This is a genomic window from Rhizobium sp. TRM95796 (assembly GCF_025779995.1).
Classification (GTDB): Bacteria; Pseudomonadota; Alphaproteobacteria; order Rhizobiales; family Rhizobiaceae; genus Rhizobium_E.
Window position 1 is genome coordinate 60035 of sequence record NZ_JAOXHE010000016.1, and the last position, 23095, is coordinate 83129.

Here is a 23095-nt window from a genome sequence, read left to right on the forward strand (position 1 = left end):
TGCACCCGCTGGCGCCGAGCACGGCGTTTTCCGGAGAAACGACCGAAGGTCGGCGCCTCCGGAGCGCCTCGTCTATTATGAAGCTTTGACGATTCGGAAACCGTCGATCTCCTTGACGAGGGGCAGATGGCCCCACCGGTCATTGTCGTGCATCATGACCAGTCGGGACATGTCGCCGGCGATTTCGTCATTGATGCGGTCCATCGTCTCGAGCTGTTTCCAGATGCTGCCGACGCCATTGTTCAACGGCGCATAGACGCCATCGTGATTGTGGCCCGTCAGGTTGAGGCGGGAATAGACGCAGTCGCCGGCGGCGACCAGACGGCCACGCCCCGTCTCGATCAGCACGAATTGCTGGCCCAGCGTATGACCCTCGCCGAGGCGCACATGGATGCCCGGCAGGATGTTGTCCTTGTCGCCGTCCACGAGCATCAGCCGGTGCTCGACCGCCGCATCGAATGCGGAGCGCATGTCGTCGGGATTGATGATGGCCGTGAGGAACCCGTATTGCGGCGGCAGCGCCATCGCCTCGTTCCAGGACAGCCATTCGCGCTTCTGGATGAAGATGCGCGCCTTCGTGAAAGCCGAGATCGAGCCCATATGGTCGAAATGCGCATGGCTCAGAACGATGTCTGTGACCGCGTCCGCCTTCACGCCCATTTCTTCCAGCATCCTCACGGGCGAAATCCAATCGGGTATGCCGAACTTCTTCGAAAATTCGGCGCCGCTCCCCTCGTTGAGGAAACCGGTGTCGACCAGCACGTTTCGCTCGCCATTCTGCGCGAGGACGAAGCCGAACGGCAGATCGAGCACCGTCTCCGGAGAGGCTCCGTTGACGAGGTCGATCAGCGGCTGGTTCTTCGATCGGGCGAATTCGATGACATGGACGTCCCAATGATTTGTCATAGTCGTTTCCTATCGCTGCGAGAGGATGCGGCCGAGGCTCGACAGACCTACGGCGATGATCAGGATAGCGCCCTGAAAGATATATTGCGAATAGGTCGGCGCGCCAAAGATATTCAACCCGTTGAAGCCGAAGGCGATGATCAGCGCGCCGATGAAGGTTCCGAAGACATGGAACTCGCCGTCGCGCAGCGTCGCCGAGCCGAGGAAGACGGCGGCGAAGGCCGTCAGGAGATAGGGATCGGCGGCGCTGGTTGTCCCTGAGCCGAGACGCGACGCGAGCAGGATGCCGGTCAGCGCGGCGCACATGCCGGATACGACGAAACCGAGGATTTTGATGCGGTCGACATCGATGCCCGCGAGGCGCGCCGCCGAGGGATTGCCGCCCACGGCCTGTATTTCCTGACCGAGCGCCGTACGCTCGACGAGCACCCAGAGAGCGCCCAGCACCAGCGCCATGATGACGATGTTGTTGGGGATGCCGAAGAGCCAGCGTCCGAGCGAGACCTGCAGAAACGCCTCGGGCACGCCGGCGGTGATCGGCACGCCGGCCGAATAGGCGAAGGAAAGCCCCGTCAGAATCGTGCCGACGCCGAGCGTCGCGATCACCGAATTGACCTTGATTTTCGTCACGATCAATCCGTTGACAAGGCCGATCAGACCGCCCAGCGCCACGACAATCAAAATGGCCACTGGAATGGGCAGTTGGTTCGACACGATCAGGCCCGTTACGAGCACGCCGTGAAGCGAGGCTGCGAAACCGATCGACAGATCGAGTTCGCCCACGATCACGGCCAGCGTCAATCCGCCGGCGATGATCATGGCGAGAGACGCCTGGTTCAGCACATTGGTGAAATTGTAAAGCGTCGGAAAGGCGCGCGGCGATAGTAGCGAGAAGGCGACGATCATCGCCACGAGGCCGATGATCGTCGCGTAACGGGCGAAGGTGCCCAAAGCCGCCTTGGCGCCGGGGGAAAGCCTGCGGTTGGTCGCAAAGTCGTTCATGTCGTCTCCCTGCCTTCGAAGGCGTAGCTCGCCTCGACAATGGCATTGCGAGTAATGTTGGCGCCGGTCAGTTCGCGCACGATGCGGCCTCCGGCCATGACCAGCACCCGATCGCAGAGGTCGGGCAATTCATCCGGCTCGGAGGACACGACCAGAACCGCCATGCCGCCGGCGGCGAGATTGCGGATCAGTCGGTGTATGTCCGCTCGTGCGCCGATGTCGACGCCGCGCGTCGGCTCGTCGAGAATCAGGATCTTGGGCGCCCTCAGCAGCCAGCGTCCGATGACGACCTTCTGCTGGTTTCCGCCCGACAGCAGCCCGACCGGGGTTTCGATCGACGACGTCTTGATCGCCAGATCCCGAACCGTTTGCGCCGACAAATTCTTTCGCTTGCCATAGTCAATCAGCGGCAGCGCCGGGCTCCTGACGATGTTCATCAGATTGGAGATCTGGAGGTTGAAGGCGACGCTCTTGGCGAGCAACAAGCCGTCGGCGCGTCGCTCCTCGGGAACCAGTCCCATCCCCGCCTTGACTGCTTCGGCCGGACTGGCCGGCGCGAAGGTCCTGCCCTCCAGGGTCATCGAGCCCGCATCAGGCTGGTCTGCGCCATAAATGAGACGCACCAACTCGCTGCGGCCGGCGCCGACCAGGCCGCCTATGCCGAGGACTTCGCCGCGATGAAGGTCCAGCGAGACATCGTCGACCCGGGGCGAACGGGACAATCCTTTGACCGACAACACGGTCTCGGCATGGACGACGTCTCTGGCGTGCTCGACCTGTTCGACCTCCCCGCCGACGATCGCATGGACCAGCCGAACGCGGCTGAGTTCGTGTTTGTCGATCACCGCCACCGATTGTCCGTCGCGAAAGACGGTCACACGGCTGCAGAGCCTGAGGATCTCGTCCAGGCGGTGCGATACATAGATGACGGCGACGCCGGTGTCGCGCAGGTCCTCGATGATGCGGAACAGCTTTTCGCTTTCCGCCGCCGACAGCGAGGCGGTCGGTTCATCCATCACGATCAGCCGAGCTTTGCGGATCAACGCGCGGCAGATGTTGATGAGCCAGTTTTCGGCGGTCGAAAGAGTCCTGACTTCGGCGTCCATCGAAGCCGTGATCCCGACCCGGCGCGCCACCGGCTCCACGTCACGCGCGATCGCTGTCCAGTCCACCATGCCGAGCCGGGTCTTTTTCGGCAGTCCGAGCATGATGTTTTCCAACACCGTCATGCCGGGCACGAAGGCCAGTTCCTGATGAATGAAGTTCATCCCGAGTTCAGCGGCTTGCGCGGGATTGCCGAGCATGACGGCTCGGCCGTCGATCGCGACTTCGCCGGCGTCTGCATGGGCAAGTCCGGCGAGGATGCGGATGAGCGTGGACTTGCCGGCGCCATTGGCTCCGACAAGTCCATGAACCTCGCCTGCCCCGACGGTCAGGGACACGCCCTTGAGGGCCTTGACGCCGCCATAGGTCTTGGCGATGCCTCGGGCGGCTAGGAACGGCGGCGCTTGCGGCGCTTTCGTTTCCGATGTTGAGGCAAGCATGGTCGTTCCTGTATCGTCGGCTTACTGGACTGCTTCCGGATGATCCTTCAGGAAGCCTTCGACGGTATCCTTGGTGATCAGGACGGCCGGAACTTCGGCCGCCTTCGGCTGCCAGTCCGCACCCGCCTTCTTGATGTCCACGAGCAGTTTGACCATCTCGTAGCCTTCGGTGAAGCTGTCTTCCCATGCGGTCGCGGTCATGTGACCGTTGCGGATGTTCTCGATCGCCTGGGCATTGCCGTTGACGCCATACACCATGACGTCGGTGCGGCCCTGGGATCGAAGCGAACCGATCGCGCCGATGGCGGGATCGTCCCAGCATCCCCAGATCGCGAGCTTCTCATCACCGGGAGGATGGGATGCGAGCCACGCATTCGCATATTGCGCTCCATCCTCGAAATAGCCGGGGATGCGCACTTCGTTCTTGGTCACCTTGATGTCGGGATGGTCCTTGAGCATCTCGTCCATCAGCGCTTCACGATTACGGCAAACCTCGCCGGTGCGATAGGTGAGCGCCAGGATCTCACCCTTTCCGCCGAGATCCTCGATCATCTTCTTGATCACCGGTTCGGCGATCGGCGCCCCCGACCCGTTCGTCGCCGCCACCGTCAGGCCTAGGCCGCCGCCCCAGGTCACGACAGGAATATTGGCCTGTTTCGCGGCGTCGAGGCCCGCACCGATCGACGAGGCCGGAAAGACCAGATCGACCACGGCATGCGCCCCGCGCTGGGCGAAGTTCTGAATTGCAGCATTGGCCTGATCGGCGCTGCCGGCGGCGTCGACCACCGAGACCTCCCAGCCCAGTTCCTCCGCCGCCTTCTTGGCGCCATTGATGTAACGAACATTGTTGGCTTCGGTCGCGGCGATGGAAACCAGACCGAGAAGCGGCTTTTCTTCCGCCTGTGACGACAAGGCCGTGACGCTCATGGCGGCAGCGACCAGTCCCAATGAAATCAGTTTCATGACAGTTCCTCCTCCAAACAAGCTCGCTCCGTTCAGTGAACACTAGCTAACCGTTTCGTCGAACATTCTCGATTTCAGTTGAGAGCGCAAGCGAAATCTGCATTTTATCTAGACAAAACCGTTGATTTGAAGCATCTCTGCCAACGAAACGATTAGCTAGGTGTTTGATGGCGACCATTCGAGATGTAGCGAACCGGGCGAAAGTCTCGACGGCGACGGTGTCGGCGGTGGTCAACGACTCCGCCTATGTCAGCCCGGAATTGCGCGCTCGCGTGCTGGCGGCGATCGGCGAACTGGACTACACGCCGTCGCTGGCGGCGCGAAACCTCAAGCGCGGCCGAAGCCAGTTGATCGCGCTCGTGGTCGCCGATCTCGCCAATCCCTTCTTCGCCCGCCTCGTCTGGGCTGCGGAGGCGGCCGTTGCGGCCTGGGGCTATTCGCTCGTTCTGTTCAACAGCGACGAGAAGCCCGAAAACGAGCGTCGAATTCTGTCGCGCATCAAGATGCTCTCCTGCGACGGCGTCATTCTCGTGCCCGTCGATGTCGCCGCCACGCAGCCGCCACGCGATTCCGAGGGCGAACCGATGCCGACCGTGTTGTTCGGCCGTACGGTGGAGGGGCAGAAGGCCGATACGATCACCATCGACAATGTGTCCGCCGCGCGTCAGGTCACCAACTATCTCATGGATCTGGGTCATACCAGGATCGGCACGATCACCGGTCCGCTGCATCTGACCACTGGACGCGGTCGTCTGGACGGCATGCTGGAAGCGATGAGAGCGCGAGGACACGAACCGGCGCCGGCCCATGTCCGATCCGGCGAGTTTCGCGAAGACACCGCCTATTCGGTCGCGCGCGAACTTCTGACCCAACCGGACGGCCCCACCGCGCTCTATGTCGCCAACGGCGTCATGGCGCTCGGCGTCATGCGGGCGCTGGCCGATCTGGGGATGAAATGTCCCGACGATATTTCCATTGCCTCGACCGACACCATTCCCGGCATCGGCGGATTGCGGCCGAGACTGACCCGAACCGAACATCCGGTCATCGACATGACCAACGAAGCGCTCCGGCTTCTGGTCGAGCGCATCAATCGCGGCGCGGGCGCAGATTCTCGCAATGTCGTGTTCCAGCCCTCTCTGGTGGTCGGTGAAAGCTGCGCGCCGGCGCGGCGGAGATCCTGAGCGCGAGCGGTGCGACCCTGGCTATGCGATAGGGAGACGCATGCGTGGCGCGCGTAGAGGCGGCGCCCATGGAGTCGAATAGAGAATTGGACGCGGACCGGCCATCTCGCCCAGCGCCTCAACCCTATTCGGACCCGTCCGCCGTATCTGCATTTCTGAGCGAAATGCTTATTTCGCGCTCGTCCGACATCATTCGAACGCCCTCCTCTTCGAAGGCGTGGCGCAACTGCGTTTCGGTCGCCCGATGCAACTCATGCCGTCCTCCCTCGAAGTCGCGGATCGTGCTGCGCGACACACCTGCCCGGTCAGCCAGCTCCGCCTGCGTCCAGTCGAGCATGGCGCGCGCGCCTCTGCAGAGCGCAGGGGTCAGAAGAGATGTTTTCCGGTCTTGATTCATCGATTTTTTCAACCATATTGGTCAACATCACTCCAATTTAGTGACTTTTCATTTTTTTTCCAGTTCGAGGACGATCCATGCATCATGCGACCCCGCTTATTTCGACTTTGGTGGCGGGGTTCGTATTCGCCTTCGTTCTCGGAGCCCTGGCGAACCGGCTGAGATTGCCCCCCCTCGTCGGCTATCTCATTGCCGGTATACTGGTCGGACCACACACGCCGGGCTTCGTCGCCGATCAAAGTCTCGGGGCCGAACTCGCCGAAATCGGCGTGATTTTGCTGATGTTCGGAGTCGGCCTGCATTTTTCACTCAAGGACCTCCTGTCGGTGCGCATGATCGCAGTGCCGGGCGCCATCGTGCAGATTGGCTTCGCGACGCTGTTGGGCTGGGGTCTCGGCGCAATGATGGGCTGGCCTCTTGGCGGCAGCCTCGTGTTCGGCCTTGCGCTGTCGGTCGCCTCGACCGTCGTTCTTCTCAAGGCGCTGCAGGAGCGGCGACTGGTCGACAGCGATCGGGGACGCATCGCCGTCGGCTGGCTGATCGTCGAAGACCTCGCCATGGTTCTGGCGCTGGTCCTGATACCGGCGGCGGCGGGCGTCGCCAGCGGCAATCCGGAACAGTCGCATGACTCCGTCGCCAGACTGCTGGGCGAAGCGCTGAATGTCGAGCTCGGCATCGGCGCGATCATTGCGATCACGCTCGTCAAGGTCGCGGCGTTCGTCGCCTTCATGCTGGTCGTCGGACGCAGGGTAATCCCCGCCATCCTGCATCGCATCGCCCATACCGGATCGCGCGAACTCTTTCGGCTCGGCGTGCTGGCAATAGCGCTCGGCGTCGCCTTCGGCGCGGCCAAACTGTTCGGGGTGTCGCTCGCGCTCGGGGCGTTCTTCGCGGGCATGATCCTGTCGGAAAGCGAACTCAGCCATCGCGCCGCCCAGGAGAGCCTGCCGCTGCGCGACGCCTTCGCGGTGTTGTTCTTCGTGTCGGTCGGCATGCTGTTCAATCCGGCGATCGTGCTCGAGCAACCGCTTCCGCTTATCGCGACCGTGTTGATCATCGTGCTGGGCAAGTCGCTTGCCGCCTTCGCCATCGTCGTCGCCTTCAGGCGCGGCGCGGGCACGGCGCTGACGATTTCCGCCAGTTTGGCCCAGATCGGCGAATTCTCGTTTATTCTCGCCGAACTCGGCGTCGGCCTCGATCTGCTGCCCACCGAGGGCCGCGACCTCATTCTCGCCGGAGCCATCATTTCGATCATCCTCAATCCACTGGTCTTCTTTCTCTGCGACCGGCTGCGTCCAGCGGTGGAGACGCGCGTTCTGCGGGCCGGCGCCGCTAAGGCGACCTGTGAGCAACCCCCGGCGGACGTCGAACCCACGCCGACTGAAACGGCGTCGGAAGCGGTCGACGTCGCTCCGACCACGCTTGCCGATCACACCGTGCTGGTCGGCTATGGCAGGGTCGGCAGCCGCATCGGCGCAGCCCTGCAGGCATCCGGACGGCCCTTCCTGGTCATCGAGGATGGCGAAAGCCGCATTCGCGCCCTCGGCGAAGCCGGTATCGAGGTGATCGTCGGCAACGCCGCATCGCCCAATGTGCTGGCGCTCGCCAATCTCGCTTCCGCCCGCGTGGTGCTCGTCGCCATCCCCAACGCCTTCGAAGCCGGCCATGTGGTGGAAACGGCCCGCGCCGCCAATCCGGCGGTCCGAATTCTCTGCCGCGCCCATTCGGACGAAGAGGTCGCACATCTCACCCAGTTGGGCGCCGATGCGGTGATCATGGGCGAATCCGAAATCGCCCGCGGCATGATAGAGAGGATCGACCGGCCTGGCAGCGGCGAGACGCCCGCGCCGGAAGAGGATAAACCGTCGAGCTCCCGGTAACGCAGCCGCATAGACGCGCGCAAGGTCTTGCTCGCGCGGCCAGCCGGTGGGTTGAAACGCAGCGTGAAGGACGTCCCCGCCGATGACGCCGCGTCTTACCGATCGAGAAATTCGCAGATTTCAGCAACGATGATGGCCGCCGAGGCCGCGCCTGGATCGGTATGACCGAGAGACCGCTCGCCGAGACGCGAGGCCCGCCCCTTGCTCGCGACCATCGCCTTCGTGGCTTCCGCGCCATCCTCGGCCGCCCTGCGCGCCGCCGAAAGGGCATCCTTGACCGGCCATTTCTCCTCGCGGGCCTGCGCCACGGCGATAGCCGCCGGTTTCCAAGCGTCGATCATCGTCTTGTCGCCCATCTCCGCCTTGCCGCGTTCCTCGATCCCGCGCGCCATGGCTTCGATGAGCCCCGGCGCATCGTCGAGCTCCACGCTTTCCTTGCCCTTGAAGGCCGCGCCGGCGCGCAGGAAGGCCGTGGCGTAGAGCGGCCCCGAGGAGGCTCCGACCGCGTTGAGAAAGGATTTTGCAGCGGTATTGAACACGTCGGTCGGCGTCGCGGCGTCGACGGCCAGCGTATCCAGCGCCTTCACGATCGCGCCGAACCCCTGCTCCATGGCGATGCCGTGATCGGCGTCGCCTATATGGCCGTCGAGTTCGCACAGATGGTCGCGCTCGCCTTCGATACGGGCCGAAAGCCTGCGGAACATGGCTTTGAAATCCGCGGCGGTCAGTTGCATCATGGAGCCCTCACCTCACCTGAAACATGGCGCAGTCGCACGGATGATCCAGCATCTCCGTCAGCTCCGCATCGAGATGCAGGATCGTCACCGAGGCTCCGGCCATCTCCAGCGACGTGCAATAGGGACCGACCCAGGTCTTGTAGACGTCGAGGCCCGCCTCGGCGAGTCGCTGGCTGACCCGCCGGTTCATGATGTAGAGTTCCATTAGCGGCGTCGAGCCGAGAGAGTTGATCAGCACCGCCACCTTATCGCCGGATGCGGCGCCCATTTCGGAGAACATGCGGTCCATGATCGCGTCGACGATGACATCGGCTCCGGCGAGTTTTTCGCGGGCAATCCCCGGCTCGCCATGGATGCCCATGCCGACCTCCATCTCGTCCTCGCCCATGGTGAAGTTCCATTTCCGCGTCTGCGGCAACGAACAGGGCGACAGCGCCACCCCCATGGTGAAAGTGCGGTCGTTCGCCTTCCTGGCGACGCGCTCGCATTCATCGAGCGACATCATCTTGTCCGCGGCGGCGCCGGCCAGCTTGAAGATGAAGAAGTTCCCTGCGACGCCCCTACGCTTCTCGCGCTGATCGCGCGGCGCCGAGGCGATGTCGTCGGTGGTCAGCACCGTGCGCACCTCGATGTCGTCGAGCGCCATCATCTCGGCGGCCATGTCGAAATTCATGACGTCGCCGGCGTAATTGCCATACATGTAGAGCACGCCGGCGCCGCCATGGATGGCGCGGGTGCAGGCCATGATCGGATCGGGCGGCGGCGAGGCGAAGACATTGCCGACCGCGCAGGCATCCGCCAGCCCCTTGCCGACGAAGCCGAGGAAAGTCGGCTCATGGCCCGATCCGCCGCCGATGAGAATGCCGACCTTGCCTTGCCGCGGCCCCTGGCGCGCGACGATCGCCCGCCGGTTGTCCTCGGCAAAGCTCAGGATTTCGGGATGGGCGGCAAGAATGCCCTCCACCATTTCGTCGACCGCGTTTGCGCCGTCATTGATGATCTTCTTGGTCTGCATGACGCCTCCCCTGATGCGACCGACCGCCACCGCGCACCAGCCGCATTTTCCTGAAATTCAGCACCTGATTGAAATGCCGCACTCCACTCCCTCCATGAGCGGCGATGCGTGACCTTGGCGGCTCCTCAACCAGTCACGCGGACATTTGTCGATGATGTTGCGCTTTTTATCAATGCGACTTCAAGAAGGACTCAAAGAATCTGACCGGGGCGGTACGGCGCGTCGGCTGGCGCTTCCCATCCGCAATTCCATGACCAGTCACTGACGATCGCTGCCGGACACGAACCGCAGTCGTCGGTATTCCCCATCCAGTTTGGGACCGGCGAGGGTGTCAATTGCGCGTCATGAGAAGAAATCCTGCAAAGCGGCCCGCTTGATTCTCAACCGTTAGCCCAACGTAAAATACAACATCGTCGGGGCCTGAGGAGTTTCTTAACTAAAATTTGGAAGATTACCGAAAATAGAAGTCATTGCCGTCACGCAAGACGTCGACGCTTATTTTCAAAGACCGGATATGAACAACAAAAAGATCGTCATTCTGACGTCGCATGTTTTCCTTGATGGTTTCCGCAAGGCGAGCGTTCATTTCGTGGCGCGTCAATGGGCGGCGCAAGGACACGAGGTGCATTTCACCACCGTCGGCTACAGCCGCCTGAGCATGTTCCGCAAGGCTCTTCAGTTCAGGGCGCTGCGAAAGCAACAAAACAACCGCTATGCCGAGATCGCTCCGGGCCTCCATGCGGGCGCCTATCTGCCGTTGCTGCATGCATTCAGCAGCGCGAGCTCCGCGTTGAACACGCTGAGCGGTCCGATGTTCAGGGCCTATGGCCGCAGCCTGCCGGACTTCGTCGCCGAGCGGATCAGATCTGCAGATCTCGTGGTGCTGGAGAGCGGGACGCCGCTTGCGTTTTTCGCCCTGGTGCGGTCACTCAATCCCGCCGCCCGAACCCTCTATTTTTGCCGCGATCTGCTGCGCACGGTGGGCGCTGCCCCGGTGCTGCAGGAGATCGAGCGCGAGACCGTGCCGCTTTTCGACAGGATCTGTGTCCCTTCACAGCGCCTCGCCGAACTCCTGCCGGCGGGCGGACGCGTGGAATTCATACCTCAAGGCGTCGACCCCACGATTTTCGACGCGGCGGAACGATCGCCTTACGCCGCGGGCAGTCGCAATGCCGTCGCCGTCGGAGACATGCTGTTCGACCGCAATGCGGTCCGCAGCCTCGCAAAGGCCGCGCCGGGCGTGACGTTTCATCTGTTCGGCATCGACTGGCAGGGCGAAGCGCCATCGAACATCCGTATTCATGGCGAACGCAGTTTCGAAGCCATAGCGCCCTATATCCGACATGCGGATCTGGGGCTGGCGCCCTACCGCGTTACCGGAGATGAGATCTATCTCGCCGAGTCCAGCCTGAAACTCCTGCAATACAGCTACTGCCTGCTACCGGTCGTCATGCCCGATGCGCTGCCGGTCGCTCGAGGCAACGAGGTCAAGTACCGACTGATGGGTGAGAATTCTTGGCGTGGAATCGTGGAACGGGCTCTTGCTCTCCGGCGGTGCAAGACGCTTCGATCCGGCATTCTCACCTGGGATGAAGTCTCCCGACGCACCCTGGCGGCGGCTTTCGCCTGATCCTGACGCTTTTCTAAAGCGACGGTCCGCCTCAGGCGACCCTGTGACCGGTGACCAGAGCGACCAGCCGAACAAAAAACGAGCCGCCCCATCGATCGCCCGGACGCCACTGCGCAAGCTGGAGCGCATCCTCTTTCGACACCAGACGCAACACGCGAACCGACGCCAGATAGACGAGGGCGCCGACGCCTATCGCAGCGATGATGCCCGCGACGCCGGGCAGCCAAGACACGATTGCGAAGGCGACGCCGGCGGTGGCCGACGCCGCTACTCCGGTTGCGAAGATCGCGCCGAATGGCGGCAGTGGTCCGCCATGCCGTTTCACAGCACGGATGTGAAGGCCGAGCGACAGGCCGTCGATGGTGAGACGCGCAATCGCGGCGCCTTCGATGCCGCCCCACCAGATCGCGCCCGGCAGAACAGTCAGAAGGACAACCGCAGAGGTGAGCGTGATATGCATGATCCGCCGACTTTGCCCGCCGGCGGCGAGGAAGGCCCAGGGCGGCACGGTCAGCGCGGTGAACGCCGAGCCCGCCATCAGCGCGGCTGCGGCTGGTATGGCGGGAAGGAAGGCTTCGCCGAACACCAGCGGCAGGAGCGTAGGCAGGATAGCCGCAGCGCCCAACGCGACGGGCATGGCGCAGAGCGCGGCGATGCGAAAACTCCGACGGTAAAGCAGGCCGGCGGCCTCGCCAGCGTTGTCAGCGGCGAGCGATGACGCAAATCCCACGAGCAAGGCGGAGGAGAGTTGGAACGCCAGTTGCGCGATCAGTCCGGCGAAGATGATGGCGACGGCGTAGTGTCCGAGATCGATCGCCGACAGCATGAAACCCAGCACGACATATTCGGCGCGGGTCAACAAGACGATTTCCACCAGATCGCTGAGCCACATGCCGCGAGCATAGCGCCGCAAATCTGCCGGCAGAGCCAGGACGCGCGCGCGTTTGAAAAGAGGATCGATATAGCGCGGCAGATTGGCCGCCTGGGGGAGGTATCGGACGACCATGCCCAACAGCGCGCCGGCTGGCCCGAACAGCCAGGCCAGGACGAACACCACGGGGAGCTGGAGGATATTGCCGACCACAGTGTTTTTGGCCGCCGCAGCGAAGTGACCGCGGCCGCGCGCCGCCGCGACGGAAAATGCGGCGAGCAGATAGACGAGAAACAAAAGTCCGGCAGCCAGCCAGATGGTCGCGCCATAATCACTGTTCGGGAAAAGCGAGGCGAAAGCTGATGCGCCGGAAAACGCGACAATGACAAGGGCGGCAGGGGCCAAAAGCCGAATGAACGCCGCCCGAGACAGCGATTTCCATGTCCCATCCGCTGGCTCCCCTGCGAGGTAGCGAAGCATGGTCTGCGGCATGCCGAGATCGGCGATGGAGGCGGCGGCGATCGCCAGCCACAGCATGAAGGCGACGGTGCCGGAGCCGGCGGGACCGAGCAGGCGCGCAATCACGATATTGACGAGCAACCCGCATCCGAGCGATACGCCCGTTGCGGCCACATTGAGCAGGGATGAGCGCAAAATACTGGACATCCGCTATCTTCCCGCGAAAAGCTAACTTTGATTTAAGAAAACGCCCTCATCACTGATCGGACCGAGATTTTCCGATGGGGACGGCATGTCCGAAGCAGATCGCAAAGAGACGTTCCTGATTCCGGGCTACCAGCACAGAACCCTGAAGGAGCTCGCCCATCACGCGATCTGGCGGCTGATCGCGCCTCTGCCGGATCGCCCGTACATCGCCGTCAAATATCGAGTCATTAAAGGCGCCTGGCCGGATCTCAAGCAACCCAAAACCTTCACCGAAAAGGTGCAGGCGCGCAAGCTTCATGACCGCAATCCGCTCTTTCCTGTCGTAGTCGATAAGGCTGCCATGAAAGATTACGTCGCGCGACGCGTCGGCGGCGACTATGTGATCCCTTCCTATTGGGTGGGGACGGATCTGATGGACGTGGATTGGAAGGCCGTCGAACTTCCAGCCGTGGTGAAGCCGACCCATGCCAGCGCCCAAGGGCGTTTTCTCTACAATGCGCGCGATATAGACAATCTTCTCACAGACAATCCCGCGCCGCGATGGCTGACGCTCGATCATGCGGCCTATAATCGCGAATGGGCCTATGCCGAGGTCAGCCCCCGCATCGTCATCGAACAGATGCTCCGCACCCAGGGGGGCATTCCCTGGGACTATCGCGTCTTCACATTCAATGGCGTGGTGTCGCATATCGAGGTCAATATGCGTGTCGAGGGAAAGGGCTATGCGTGCCACTACAGTCCCGCCTGGGAGAAACTGCCCTTCCATGATCCCGACTATCTGCCTCTCTATTCCGGCGAAGTGAAGCGTCCGGCCCGCTTGGAGGAAATGCTGCGAGTGGCCGAAACGCTCGGAAGCGATTTCGATTTTGTCCGTGTCGATCTCTATGCCGACGATCAATGGATAAAAGTCGGCGAACTTACGCTTTACCCGGGCGGCGGCTTCGAGCGGTTCGATCCACCGGACTATGATCGGTGGCTCGGCGACAAATGGACGCTCGCTTTCGAAATTCCCTGAAAGATCGTCGCGGTTTCAGGTCCTTGGGTCTGACGATGAAAGTGGCGAGATCGGCGCTCCGCGAGAGAAGATTCTGAAATCTTCGATCGCCAATTCCGCCATTTGCCGCTTCATGCAGGAAGGCTGACCTCGGGCCCATCAAGTCGGCGCGGCCGCACGCCAACGCCCCGCCGACGTCAGTCGTTCTCAGACATCCATTGTCTCGCGAGCGCGACATCCTCGTCGGTCAGTTGGTGCCCCGCGTCGATAGAGCTGGCTGTGAGCCTCGCCCCGCATGCGGCCAGCCACGCCTCCAGGCGTCGCGTCGAAGGAACCACGGCATCCTGCCGGCCATTCACCAACAGCAATCGCGTCCCTTCGAGGTCGACGACCGCGGGATCTTCAAGCACCATCATCGGGCGGAGAAGTATCGCCCGCCGGATCAGACCCGGGTAAAGCGCCATGACGGAAGCGAGGAAATTGGCGCCGTTGGAAAAGCCGATGAAGGTCATCTCGTCCGCCTCCAGGCGATAGCTCTCCGTGGCGCCGGCGACGAAAGCGGCGAAAGCGTGAACCTCCGCCTCGATATCCTTCTGGTCGAACAGACCGCCGGGAAAACGCCGGAACCAGCGCAGCGAGCCCTCTTCCGTGGATCTCCCGCGCACGCCGAGCAGAGTCGCTCGTGCTGATATTCGATGCGCCGAGGGCATGAGATCCCCCTCGCTGCCGCCGCTGCCATGCAGGAGAACGAAGGTCTCACGTCCCGGCTCCTCCGGCACGAAGAAGCGGTGCGCGAACGGCAAGTCCCGGCGGGGCATGCGCGGTTGGCCCGGCAGCGAAAACTGCGGCAGGAAGACTCTCATATCCGCCGCACGCGCCTCGTCCCAAGGCGGCATGAACAATTGCTCGCCGAGGCGGCCCGCCTCCTCGTCGATCGCAAAGCCGGGGCCGTCGGTGGCATATTCGATCAGCGTGCCGCCCGGCTCCCGCACATAAAGCGACGTGAAATATTTCCGATCATGCATCGTCGTCTGAATGGAGTGGTCATGCGATATGTCTGTTTCCATCCGCTCGATCGCGGCGACGTCGGCAGCCCTGAACGCAACGTGATCCGCCGTACCCGTGCCCGGTATACCCGGAACGTAGCCATTCGCATTTCGCACGTCCACAGCATCGGTTTCCGACAGCATGCGCCGGACATTGCCCTCGGCGGGGCCGGAGCGATAGCCGAAACGTGAAAGGAAGGACGTCGTCTCCTCCGGCGTTTCCGTCAACAGCGTCACCGCCCTCAATCGATGAACCTTCGGGCCCGTCGCCGCCACGTCGGAAGACGCCGCAAGATCTGCATAGCCGACCAGCTTGACGATGATCCCGTCGGGATCCTTGAGGCGCAGCACCGGTTCACCGAACTCTTGCTTGGGTCCCTCCACTTTCACCGCATGCGTCAGCGCCCGCGTCACCCACTGGCCGATCTCGTCTTTGGGGACGGAGAATGCGATTTCGGAGACCTGGCCGTTTCCGACGCGTCCCGGCGCGCCATCCTCCCACACGAGGAAGGTCACGAGGGAGCCGGGTTCGGCCTCGGGGTTGCCGTAGAACAGATGCAGTTGCTCGGTGTCCTCGAAGCCGCCCGTGCGCTTCACAAGGCTCATCCCGAGGAAGCCGACATAGAAGTCGACATTGTCCTGCACCCGGCGTGTCACCAGCGTGACATGATGGATACCGGTGGCAAAATGTTTTTCCTGCGACATCGTCGTCTCCCAGATGTTTCGAAAAGCGGCTGCGGCCGTCCAACCGGCACATAATCAATATGACTTATAACTTCATCCACGACGATCCGGCACCGACCGCCGTTACGCCGCGCCGGGCCGGTTGATCGTCAGGAAGTGACGCACGACAGGTTTGTCGGGACCGACGTGATGGGCCAGAACCTTGCCCTGCAGGTCCGCATCGGCATTGGAGACGCGCTTGTGCTGCCGAAGGTGTTCCGCCCAGGATTCCACCATGAACCATTCGACGATCTTTTCCGGGTCGGCGGAGTCTTCGGTGACGCCCCATCCATAAGCGCCGTCACGGCGACGTTGTTTCGAAAGCAGATCGAGCGCGTGCAGGAAGGCGCTTCGTTGATGTTTCTCGACCTTGTATTCGATCAGGATCAGCACCGGGCCACGGTCATGGGCGACAGGTTCGGCAACGAGCGGCTCGGGCCAATGGTTGGAGGGCGTCAGGTCTGCGTCGCCGGCGGGAAGCTTTATCCGGTGCATGGCGAGGCCGGCGACGACCAGGCCGGCGGCGCCGACGAGCAGGGTCCATTGGATGCCGACAGCCGCGCCGACGGCTCCCCAGCCCAGGCTTCCGGCCGTCATCGCGCCGTTGAAAACGGTCAGGTAGACGGCGAGGCCGCGACCACGCACCCAGTTCGGGAGCACTGCCTGCGCGGCGCCGTTCAGGGTGGTCAGCGCAGTTATCCACGCGGCGCCGAGAAACAGCAGAGCGAGGATCGCGACGATCTTCGGCGGAGCGAGCGACAGAATTCCCATCACGGCTGCGGTGATCAGGGCGGCGCCGAGCAACAGGCCGTCAGCGCTGAGACGCTCACGCAGCTTCGGCATGACCAGAGCGCCGCCGATCGCGCCGGCGCCGACCGACCCGAGCAGGATGCCGTAGAAGCCGGCGTCACCGCCGAGGAGCTGTCTCGCGACAAGCGGAAGAAGCGCCCAGACCGCGCTGGCGAATGCGAAGAATATCGCCGCCCGAAGGAGAACGACATGCAGCGACTGGCTCGACCGTGTGTAACGGAGACCGGCGCGGAAGGCGCCGAAGAAGTTTTCCTGCAAGGCGTCATTGCCGTTCTTTGCGCGCGGCCACCAGACGAGAGCCGCTATGACGACGATATAGCTTGCGACGTCCGCGCCATAGGTGATCCCGGCGCCAAAGGCGGCGAGAAGCAGACCGCCGGCGGCGGGCCCGATGGAGCGGGCGATGTTGATCCCGAGCGAGTTGAGAGCCACCGCGCTCTTGACGTCTTCGCGTTTCACCAATTCGGGAACGATGGCCTGCCATGTCGGCCCCATCAGGGCGGCGCCGATGCCGCCAAGAAAAGTCAAGCCGATGAGGGCGCTGACCGACAGCATGCCGGTCTGCGAAAGCACCATCAGCGAAATACTCACCGAAGCGAGCAGCAGCTGGATCGCGATCAGGAATTTGCGACGGTCGAGTATGTCGGTGAGGACGCCCGCCGGAATGGCCAGCAGGAATATCGGAAGCGTTCCAGCCGCCTGAATCATGGCGACGGCGGCGGGTGAGGCCGAAAGGTCCGTCATCAGCCAGGAACTGGCGACATCTCGCATGAAGCTGCCGGTATTGCCGAGCACTGTGGCGAACCAGAGAACCGCGAAGACCGGCTGAGCGAGGGGAGCAAACGTGCCCCCGGAAGCTTTTGCGGCGTTCATTTGCTTTCTCCCTTGATGAGATCGGATGCCGCCACGAAGACGAACGCGCCTGCGAGGCCGAGATGTTCGAAGAAGGCGTTGGTCGCCATCATGCGGTCCATACCCGGGGCCATTGCCCAGAAGCGTAGAGCGATGACGGTGGCCATAAGCGTGAAAGCCGCCAGCGCCATTGCTGCCGCCCAACGGAGAAACCCGGTGATCACCAAAGCCGACGCCGTCAGCTCGAAGACGATGACCGCGACCGCGAAGAACGCGGTTGGATGAAGACCGAAGTGATCCATTTCCGCCAGCGCGCCATTGAAATCGAAGATCTTGCTCATCGGCCCCTGTATATAGGCCGCACAGAGCGCACAAAGCGAAAGCGTGCGGATGACGGGAGACGCAACGAGCGCCGCCAAACGCTTTCGGCCTTCATTCATGGTTCGGTGTCGATTGGTCATGTCTGCTCCTGCGTGAGCGCCGCTCGGTTCGAGCCGCTGCTTTGATGAAGCGATCTTGACTGGTTGACGCCTTGCAAACAATTGCAGCAATCATTCAGATTTTATTGCGAATTCTGCAATTTTCATCGAGATTGCCCAGGGCGGCGGTTGAGCCGCCCGAGACAGAATTGAGCTCATACGGCCCAGCATGAGCAGCCGAGCGCGCCGAAGAACCCCTTGAGATCGCCGATCGGAAGCTTGGATGTCCAGGCACCCGCGTGATCATGTCCATGCACATTGCAGTCGGCAGCGCAGCCGCAATTGGTTGCGGCGGCGCGGCGCAGCGAATGCGCCCCGGCTCCCTCCGGTTCGCCCCAGGCGGCGTAGCCGCCGAACTTGCGGACGGGCGACCAGTCCGGCATCGCGGGGGGAACGGAGGATTCATCAAACGTCTTGAAGTCGCCGCTTCCATAGACGATCCGGCCCCCGACCATCGTCAATTCCGATACGAGGAAAGAGATTTCGTCCTCTGCGCAGGAGAAGAAATCCTTGTCCGGCACCACGAGATCGGCGAACTGACCTTTTTCTATGCGTCCCTTCTTTCCCTCCTCGTTGGAGAACCATGTAACTTTCTCGGTCCACATCCGAAGCGCCGTCTCGCGATCGAGGCAGTTGGCGCGCGGATAAAGCTGCATGCCGCCGAGAGTTTTGCCGGTCACCATCCACGAAAGCGATACCCAAGGATTGTACGAAGCGACGCGGGTGGCGTCCGTGCCTGCGGAGACGTTCAGCCCCTTGTCCAACATCTTCCGGATGGGCGGCGTCGCTTCGGCGACGCCGTGGCCGTAGCGTTCGACGAAATATTCGCCCTGATAGGCCATGCGATGCTGGGTCGCGATGCCGCCGCCGAGAGCCGCGATGCGGTCGATGGAGCGATCCGAAATGGTTTCGGCATGGTCGAAGAACCAGTTCAATCCTTCGAGCGGAATGTCCTTGTCGACCTTCTCGAACACGTCGAGCGCGCGGGAGATCGTCTCGTCGTAAGTCGCATGCAGGCGCCAGGGCCAGCGGTTTTCGGCCAGAATTCGCACCACATCTTCCAGTTCCCCTTCCATTTCCGGCGGCATGTCCGGGCGGGGCTGGCGGAAATCCTCGAAATCGGCCGCCGAAAAGACCAGCATCTCGCCGGCCCCGTTGTGGCGGAAATAGTCGTTGCCCTGCTTGTATTTGACCGACTGCGTCCAGTTGAGAAAGTCTTCCTTTTCCTGCTTCGGCTTCTGGGTGAAGAGGTTGTAGGCCAGCCTCACGGTCATCTGGTTCTCATCCGAGAGCTTCTGGATGACCTCATAGTCGTCGGGATAGTTCTGGAAACCACCGCCTGCATCGATGACACCGGTGACGCCGAGACGGTTCAACTCGCGCATGAAATGACGGGTGGAATTGATCTGGTAGTCGAGCGGAAGCTTCGGGCCCTTGGCGAGGGTGGAATAGAGAATGCCTGCATTCGGCTTCGCGAGAAGCATTCCGGTGGGATTGCCGTGCGCATCGCGGGTGATCTCGCCGCCCGGAGGGTTGGGCGTATCCTTCGTGTATCCCACCGCACGCAGGGCGGCCGCGTTCAGCAAGGCGCGGTCGTAGAGATGCAACAGAAACACCGGGGTGTCAGGCGCCACGGCGTTGATTTCTTCGAGTGTGGGCAGACGCTTTTCGGCAAACTGATGCTCCGTGAAGCCGCCGACGACCCGCACCCATTGCGGCGCCGGCGTGATCGCCACCTGGCGCTTCAGCATATCCATGGCGTCGGCCAGCGAGCGCACGCCATCCCAGCGCAGTTCCATGTTGAAGTTCAGCCCGCCGCGCACGACATGCGTATGGTTGTCGATCAGACCCGGCAGAACACGCTTTCCTTTGAGGTCGATGATCTTCGTGTTCGGCCCGGCGAGCGCCATGACCTCCGCATCGCTTCCCACCTCGAGAAACAGGCCATTCTCGATGGCGATCGCCGTTGCATTCGGGTTGCCGCGATCAAGCGTGGTGACGCGGCCATTGTGAAGGATGATGTCAGGATGCATGGAAGAACCTCCGCTCTCGATGGGATCAGCGGCCTGAGCCGGCGTGAACAGATTCGGAAAGGCGAGACTCGACGCGGCGCCGAGGAAAGTGCGTCGGGTCGGCATCAGCTTCTCTCCGATTCGGTCTCGGCGCGTCGAGCAAGCTCGATCGTCTCGCCGCCCTTTGGCATATGGCCGAACATATGCGGCTTGACGTGATTTAGCCAGGATATAGCCGCGGGCTCCCTGCTCCAGAGAGACTTCGCGAGCGGGATGATCTGTTCGCCGACCAGGATGCCGAGGAGCCCGACGAGCGCGATCACCGGCGGAGCGGGCGAGCGGACATTGAGAAGGCTGTAGATGACGCCGACGAGCAGACCTGCGCCCAGGGACATGAGATAGAGTTTCATGGGATATCCTCCACGCGTTGAAAACGGCCACTCCGCCAGGGGACGCGGAGTGGCCTGCCAGCATGCTTATTTGGCGGGATTCGGACCGATGCGCTTGCCGTGCCGGACGCGCTCCTCGGCGCCGTGAACCATGCTGTAGGCGTAATCGATACCCATGCCATAGGCGCCGGAATGCTCCTTGACGAGCGTGGTCACCGCATCATAGGTCTCCTTCCGAGCCCAGTCGCGCTGCCATTCGAGCAGCACTTGCTGCCAGGTGACAGGGATCACACCGGCCTGCACCATCCGGTCCATGGCGTATTTGTGCGCATCGGCGGAGGTGCCGCCGGAAGCATCGGCAACCATATAGATTTCGAAATCAGGACGATCGTTGAGGGCGGACAGCGCGAAAGTCGTATTGCAGACTTCTGTCCAGAGACCGGAAACGACGATCTTCTTTCTGCCTTGGGCGGCGTTCTTGTCCAAGGCGTCGCGAACATTCTGGTCGTCCCAGGAATTCATCGAGCTGCGCTCGAGTATATCGTTGTCCGGATAGACGGCGAGCAGTTCGGGATAGGTGTGGCCCGAAAAGGATTGCGTCTCGACGGTGGTGATGGTGGTCGGGACGTTGAAGATCTTGGCGGCCTTGGCGAGGCCGACGACGTTGTTCTTCAACGTCTGGCGATCGATCGACTGCACGCCGAAAGCCATCTGCGGCTGCTGATCGATGAAAATGAGCTGGCTGTTTGCGGGGGTCAGGACTTCGAGCTTGGACATGGTTTGCTTCCTCTGGGTTTGGCCGCCATCGTCGCGGGGTCTTGAACGGGGCGCAGCGGTCGAATGGCGAGACGTTCGCGGCTCGTCTTTGCTGCTGGAAACAAACCTAAAACGAAACGCCCAGCGACGTAATTGCAATAATAATTTCGAATGAATTGCATCAAAGACAATAATCTGGCCGAGACCGGGGTCGTGTCCGCCGCGACTGCGCCTACCAAACGCCGATGCGAAGACGAAGTAACGTCATTCGGCTTGAATCATCATGATAAGTGCAATATTAATTCGGCTAGAATTGCAATCAGTGAAACAATGAGATGAACGACTACAAAGCCTTGCGAACCTTCCTGCTCGCTGCGGAAAAGCGGAATTTCGCTCAGGTCGCTCGCGAATTGGACATGACGCCCGCCGCGGTGACGCGCGCCATCGCGGCGCTTGAGGCGGAACTCGGCGTCCAGCTCTTCGTCCGCACCACCCGGCAGGTGTCGCTGACCACCGATGGCGCTATCTTCGCCGCACAGATCCAGCCTGCGGTCAAGACCCTGGAGAATGCCAGGCGCGACGTGATGAACGCGCACAAGGCGGATGAAGGGCGGCTGCGGATCAGCGCCCCGACCTGGTTCGGCAAGACGGTTCTGCCGCCCATTCTGTCAGGCTTCAAGGACCGTTATCCGAAGATGAGCTTCGAGATCTCCTTGTCCGATGGGCTCGTCAACATCGTCGACGACGACTACGATCTCGCGATCCGAATCTCGTCGCAGCCGTCGGATAAATTCACGATCTGGCGAAAGATTCGGGTGGTGCCGCGGATTCTGGTCGCCGCGCCGGGCAGCCGGTTCACCTTCATGGAGCATCCCGCCGAACTGAAGCCGGACGACTGTCTCGCCTATAGTGGCGAAAGCCGGCGGGAGAACTGGGTGTTGTCGGACGGCGGCTCGAGCATCACCATTGCCGCCGGTCGGGGGTTCAGCGCCAATGCCGGCGAACTTCTCGCCGATATGGCCGCCGACGGCGCTGGCGTCGCCCTTCTGCCCGGCTTCAACATCGCCGATCATCTCAGGAGCGGACGTCTCGTCCACGTCTTCAAGGGTTGGGCGCCGCCGGATCTATGGCTGACACTGTTCTATCCGCCCTATCAGGCCCTGCCTCCCCGGATCGCGTCCTTCTCGAAATTCTTCGAAGAACAGGTCGCCGCGCATATGGTCATGCTGGACTGATGTCCGTGCTACGCGGCGGGCGAACCGCGCCGAAGGCCCCAGATGCAGGCAGGCGACCGTTTACCTCTCCGGCAACGCATTCAATTTCGCAGCCACCATCTCCTGCAGCCGCCACAGGTTTCGATCGCGGATATTTCGCTCCGCAAGATCCAACACGGTGCGATGCAGATACTCCGCACAGGATCCGGCGGGTCCGCATGCTTGGGAAATCATGTTCGCAGCCGTTTCGAGCGGTATTTTCTCCGTAAGTGGAGAGCGTTCCGAGCTCGCCCAGAAGGTGAGCGCGCGCCGTGAACCTGAGGCGGTCTTGACCGACACCCATCGCACCATATCGCGAGCCTCGGAATAGCGGATCTCACGCGTCATCAGCCTGTGAAGATCCTGCTGCTTGGTTGCGCAGGGCACCCTGAGCACAACGCCTGAACAACTGCCTCCAGGCAGAAGCGCCAGCATGAGGCCGGGCGCGTCGGACGTGGCCCTGAAGCGTTCTATCTTCAACGAAAAGGCGCGATGCCAGCCTGACGCCACCGCATTTTCGCTGGCGGCGACGTCGAAGCCTGGGTTCCACATCAGGGATCCATAGGCGAACACCCAGATCTCTTGATCGCCGGCCTCTTCCTCGATGCGTCTGACCAGACCATCGAGCTCTTCAGAGGCGATCGGGGTCAAATTCGGCTCCGGGCTCTCTTCTTCGACAGGCTTGATTGTTCTGGCGACGAGTTCGGCGGTCAGACGCAACGGCGTCGGACCGCATGTCGCGGTGGTCGAACGTCTCGGCATTTAAGGTTCCGTTTAAACGATATCACCGCCGGCGTCTTGGCGCGTATAACGGCGGCTGCAGGGTGAGCTCAGTGAGGGACCGGCGATTTCGATAACGGTGCGGATCTGCGAAGACGGCGGCTGCAGCGATTGGCTGCATCCGCCGCCCGACCGGTCAGCCCTTCACGAAGGCCAGCAGGTCTTCGTTCAGCACGTCGGCATTGATGGTGAGCATGCCGTGCGAG

20 protein-coding genes are annotated in these 23095 nt (G+C 62.1%); 5 read left to right on the top strand and 15 right to left on the bottom strand.

The genetic code is table 11. The features are described 5' to 3' along the window. Positions 1-75: 75 nt before the first annotated feature. From OCK01_RS24700 to OCK01_RS24715, 4 genes are read right to left on the bottom strand one after another with little or no spacing between them, the layout of a single operon-like run. On the bottom strand, positions 76-906 hold the full coding sequence (locus OCK01_RS24700) for an N-acyl homoserine lactonase family protein (protein WP_182830017.1): 831 nt from the start codon (positions 904-906) through the stop codon (positions 76-78). Positions 907-915: 9 nt separating this feature from the next. Beyond that, positions 916-1908, bottom strand: a complete 993-nt coding sequence (locus OCK01_RS24705; RefSeq protein WP_263826258.1) for an ABC transporter permease — start codon at positions 1906-1908, stop codon at positions 916-918. Then, positions 1905-3452 (bottom strand): sugar ABC transporter ATP-binding protein, encoded by a 1548-nt coding sequence (locus tag OCK01_RS24710; RefSeq protein ID WP_263826259.1) that lies wholly within the window; start codon positions 3450-3452, stop codon positions 1905-1907. The genes OCK01_RS24705 and OCK01_RS24710 overlap by 4 nt, the downstream gene beginning before the upstream one ends. A gap of 21 nt (positions 3453-3473) precedes the next feature. Further along, entirely contained in the window at positions 3474-4415 is a 942-nt protein-coding gene (locus tag OCK01_RS24715; protein WP_263826260.1) for a sugar ABC transporter substrate-binding protein, read from the bottom strand. Positions 4416-4582: 167 nt separating this feature from the next. Here OCK01_RS24715 and OCK01_RS24720 point away from each other — a divergent pair, with 167 nt between their 5' ends. Next, the gene (locus OCK01_RS24720; protein ID WP_182830014.1) at positions 4583-5599 is read left to right on the top strand and encodes a LacI family DNA-binding transcriptional regulator; all 1017 of its coding nucleotides are present in this window, start codon (positions 4583-4585) and stop codon (positions 5597-5599) included. Between the two features lie 124 nt (positions 5600-5723). Here OCK01_RS24720 and OCK01_RS24725 read toward each other — a convergent pair whose 3' ends face one another. Beyond that, the gene (locus tag OCK01_RS24725; protein ID WP_263826261.1) at positions 5724-5996 is read right to left on the bottom strand and encodes a helix-turn-helix transcriptional regulator; all 273 of its coding nucleotides are present in this window, start codon (positions 5994-5996) and stop codon (positions 5724-5726) included. Positions 5997-6073: 77 nt separating this feature from the next. On the opposite strand from OCK01_RS24725, the gene ybaL reads away from it, so the two are divergent. Continuing rightward, positions 6074-7876, top strand: a complete 1803-nt coding sequence (gene ybaL, locus OCK01_RS24730) for a YbaL family putative K(+) efflux transporter (RefSeq protein ID WP_263826262.1) — start codon at positions 6074-6076, stop codon at positions 7874-7876. A gap of 95 nt (positions 7877-7971) precedes the next feature. Here the strand turns inward: ybaL and dhaL are convergent, their stop codons facing one another. Further along, entirely contained in the window at positions 7972-8610 is a 639-nt protein-coding gene (dhaL, locus tag OCK01_RS24735; protein WP_263826274.1) for a dihydroxyacetone kinase subunit DhaL, read from the bottom strand. Between the two features lie 10 nt (positions 8611-8620). Beyond that, complete coding sequence (locus OCK01_RS24740; protein ID WP_263826263.1) at positions 8621-9628, bottom strand: dihydroxyacetone kinase subunit DhaK; 1008 nt, start codon at positions 9626-9628, stop codon at positions 8621-8623. 514 nt (positions 9629-10142) lie between these two features. On the opposite strand from OCK01_RS24740, the gene OCK01_RS24745 reads away from it, so the two are divergent. Next, positions 10143-11258: a polysaccharide biosynthesis protein GumK gene (locus OCK01_RS24745; protein ID WP_263826264.1), complete on the top strand. Its 1116-nt coding sequence runs from the start codon at positions 10143-10145 to the stop codon at positions 11256-11258. 31 nt (positions 11259-11289) lie between these two features. On the opposite strand, the gene OCK01_RS24750 is transcribed toward OCK01_RS24745, so the two are convergent. Beyond that, positions 11290-12795 (bottom strand): lipopolysaccharide biosynthesis protein, encoded by a 1506-nt coding sequence (locus OCK01_RS24750; RefSeq protein ID WP_263826265.1) that lies wholly within the window; start codon positions 12793-12795, stop codon positions 11290-11292. An 85-nt stretch (positions 12796-12880) separates the two neighbouring features. Between OCK01_RS24750 and OCK01_RS24755 the strand changes: the two genes are divergently transcribed. Continuing rightward, entirely contained in the window at positions 12881-13810 is a 930-nt protein-coding gene (locus OCK01_RS24755; RefSeq protein ID WP_263826266.1) for an ATP-grasp fold amidoligase family protein, read from the top strand. Positions 13811-13986: 176 nt separating this feature from the next. Here the strand turns inward: OCK01_RS24755 and OCK01_RS24760 are convergent, their stop codons facing one another. The 6 genes from OCK01_RS24760 to OCK01_RS24785 all read right to left on the bottom strand — a co-directional run bounded on the left by OCK01_RS24760 (position 13987) and on the right by OCK01_RS24785 (position 20877). Then, positions 13987-15540 carry a VOC family protein gene (locus tag OCK01_RS24760; protein WP_263826267.1) on the bottom strand — a complete coding sequence of 518 codons (1554 nt, stop codon included), beginning with the start codon at positions 15538-15540 and terminating at the stop codon, positions 13987-13989. A gap of 102 nt (positions 15541-15642) precedes the next feature. Continuing rightward, entirely contained in the window at positions 15643-17241 is a 1599-nt protein-coding gene (locus tag OCK01_RS24765) for an MFS transporter (RefSeq protein WP_263826268.1), read from the bottom strand. Further along, positions 17238-17681 (bottom strand): DoxX family protein, encoded by a 444-nt coding sequence (locus tag OCK01_RS24770; RefSeq protein WP_263826275.1) that lies wholly within the window; start codon positions 17679-17681, stop codon positions 17238-17240. Before OCK01_RS24770 ends, OCK01_RS24765 begins: the two co-directional genes overlap by 4 nt. A gap of 173 nt (positions 17682-17854) precedes the next feature. Continuing rightward, complete coding sequence (locus OCK01_RS24775; protein ID WP_263826269.1) at positions 17855-19837, bottom strand: amidohydrolase; 1983 nt, start codon at positions 19835-19837, stop codon at positions 17855-17857. Further along, positions 19837-20121, bottom strand: a complete 285-nt coding sequence (locus OCK01_RS24780) for a XapX domain-containing protein (protein ID WP_263826270.1) — start codon at positions 20119-20121, stop codon at positions 19837-19839. The genes OCK01_RS24775 and OCK01_RS24780 overlap by 1 nt, the downstream gene beginning before the upstream one ends. Positions 20122-20187: 66 nt before the next feature. Further along, entirely contained in the window at positions 20188-20877 is a 690-nt protein-coding gene (locus OCK01_RS24785) for a hydrolase (protein ID WP_263826271.1), read from the bottom strand. A 314-nt stretch (positions 20878-21191) separates the two neighbouring features. Between OCK01_RS24785 and OCK01_RS24790 the strand changes: the two genes are divergently transcribed. Further along, the gene (locus OCK01_RS24790) at positions 21192-22091 is read left to right on the top strand and encodes a LysR family transcriptional regulator (protein ID WP_182830003.1); all 900 of its coding nucleotides are present in this window, start codon (positions 21192-21194) and stop codon (positions 22089-22091) included. A gap of 60 nt (positions 22092-22151) precedes the next feature. On the opposite strand, the gene OCK01_RS24795 is transcribed toward OCK01_RS24790, so the two are convergent. Next, positions 22152-22871: a gamma-glutamylcyclotransferase gene (locus OCK01_RS24795; RefSeq protein ID WP_263826272.1), complete on the bottom strand. Its 720-nt coding sequence runs from the start codon at positions 22869-22871 to the stop codon at positions 22152-22154. Positions 22872-23095: the final 224 nt, after the last annotated feature.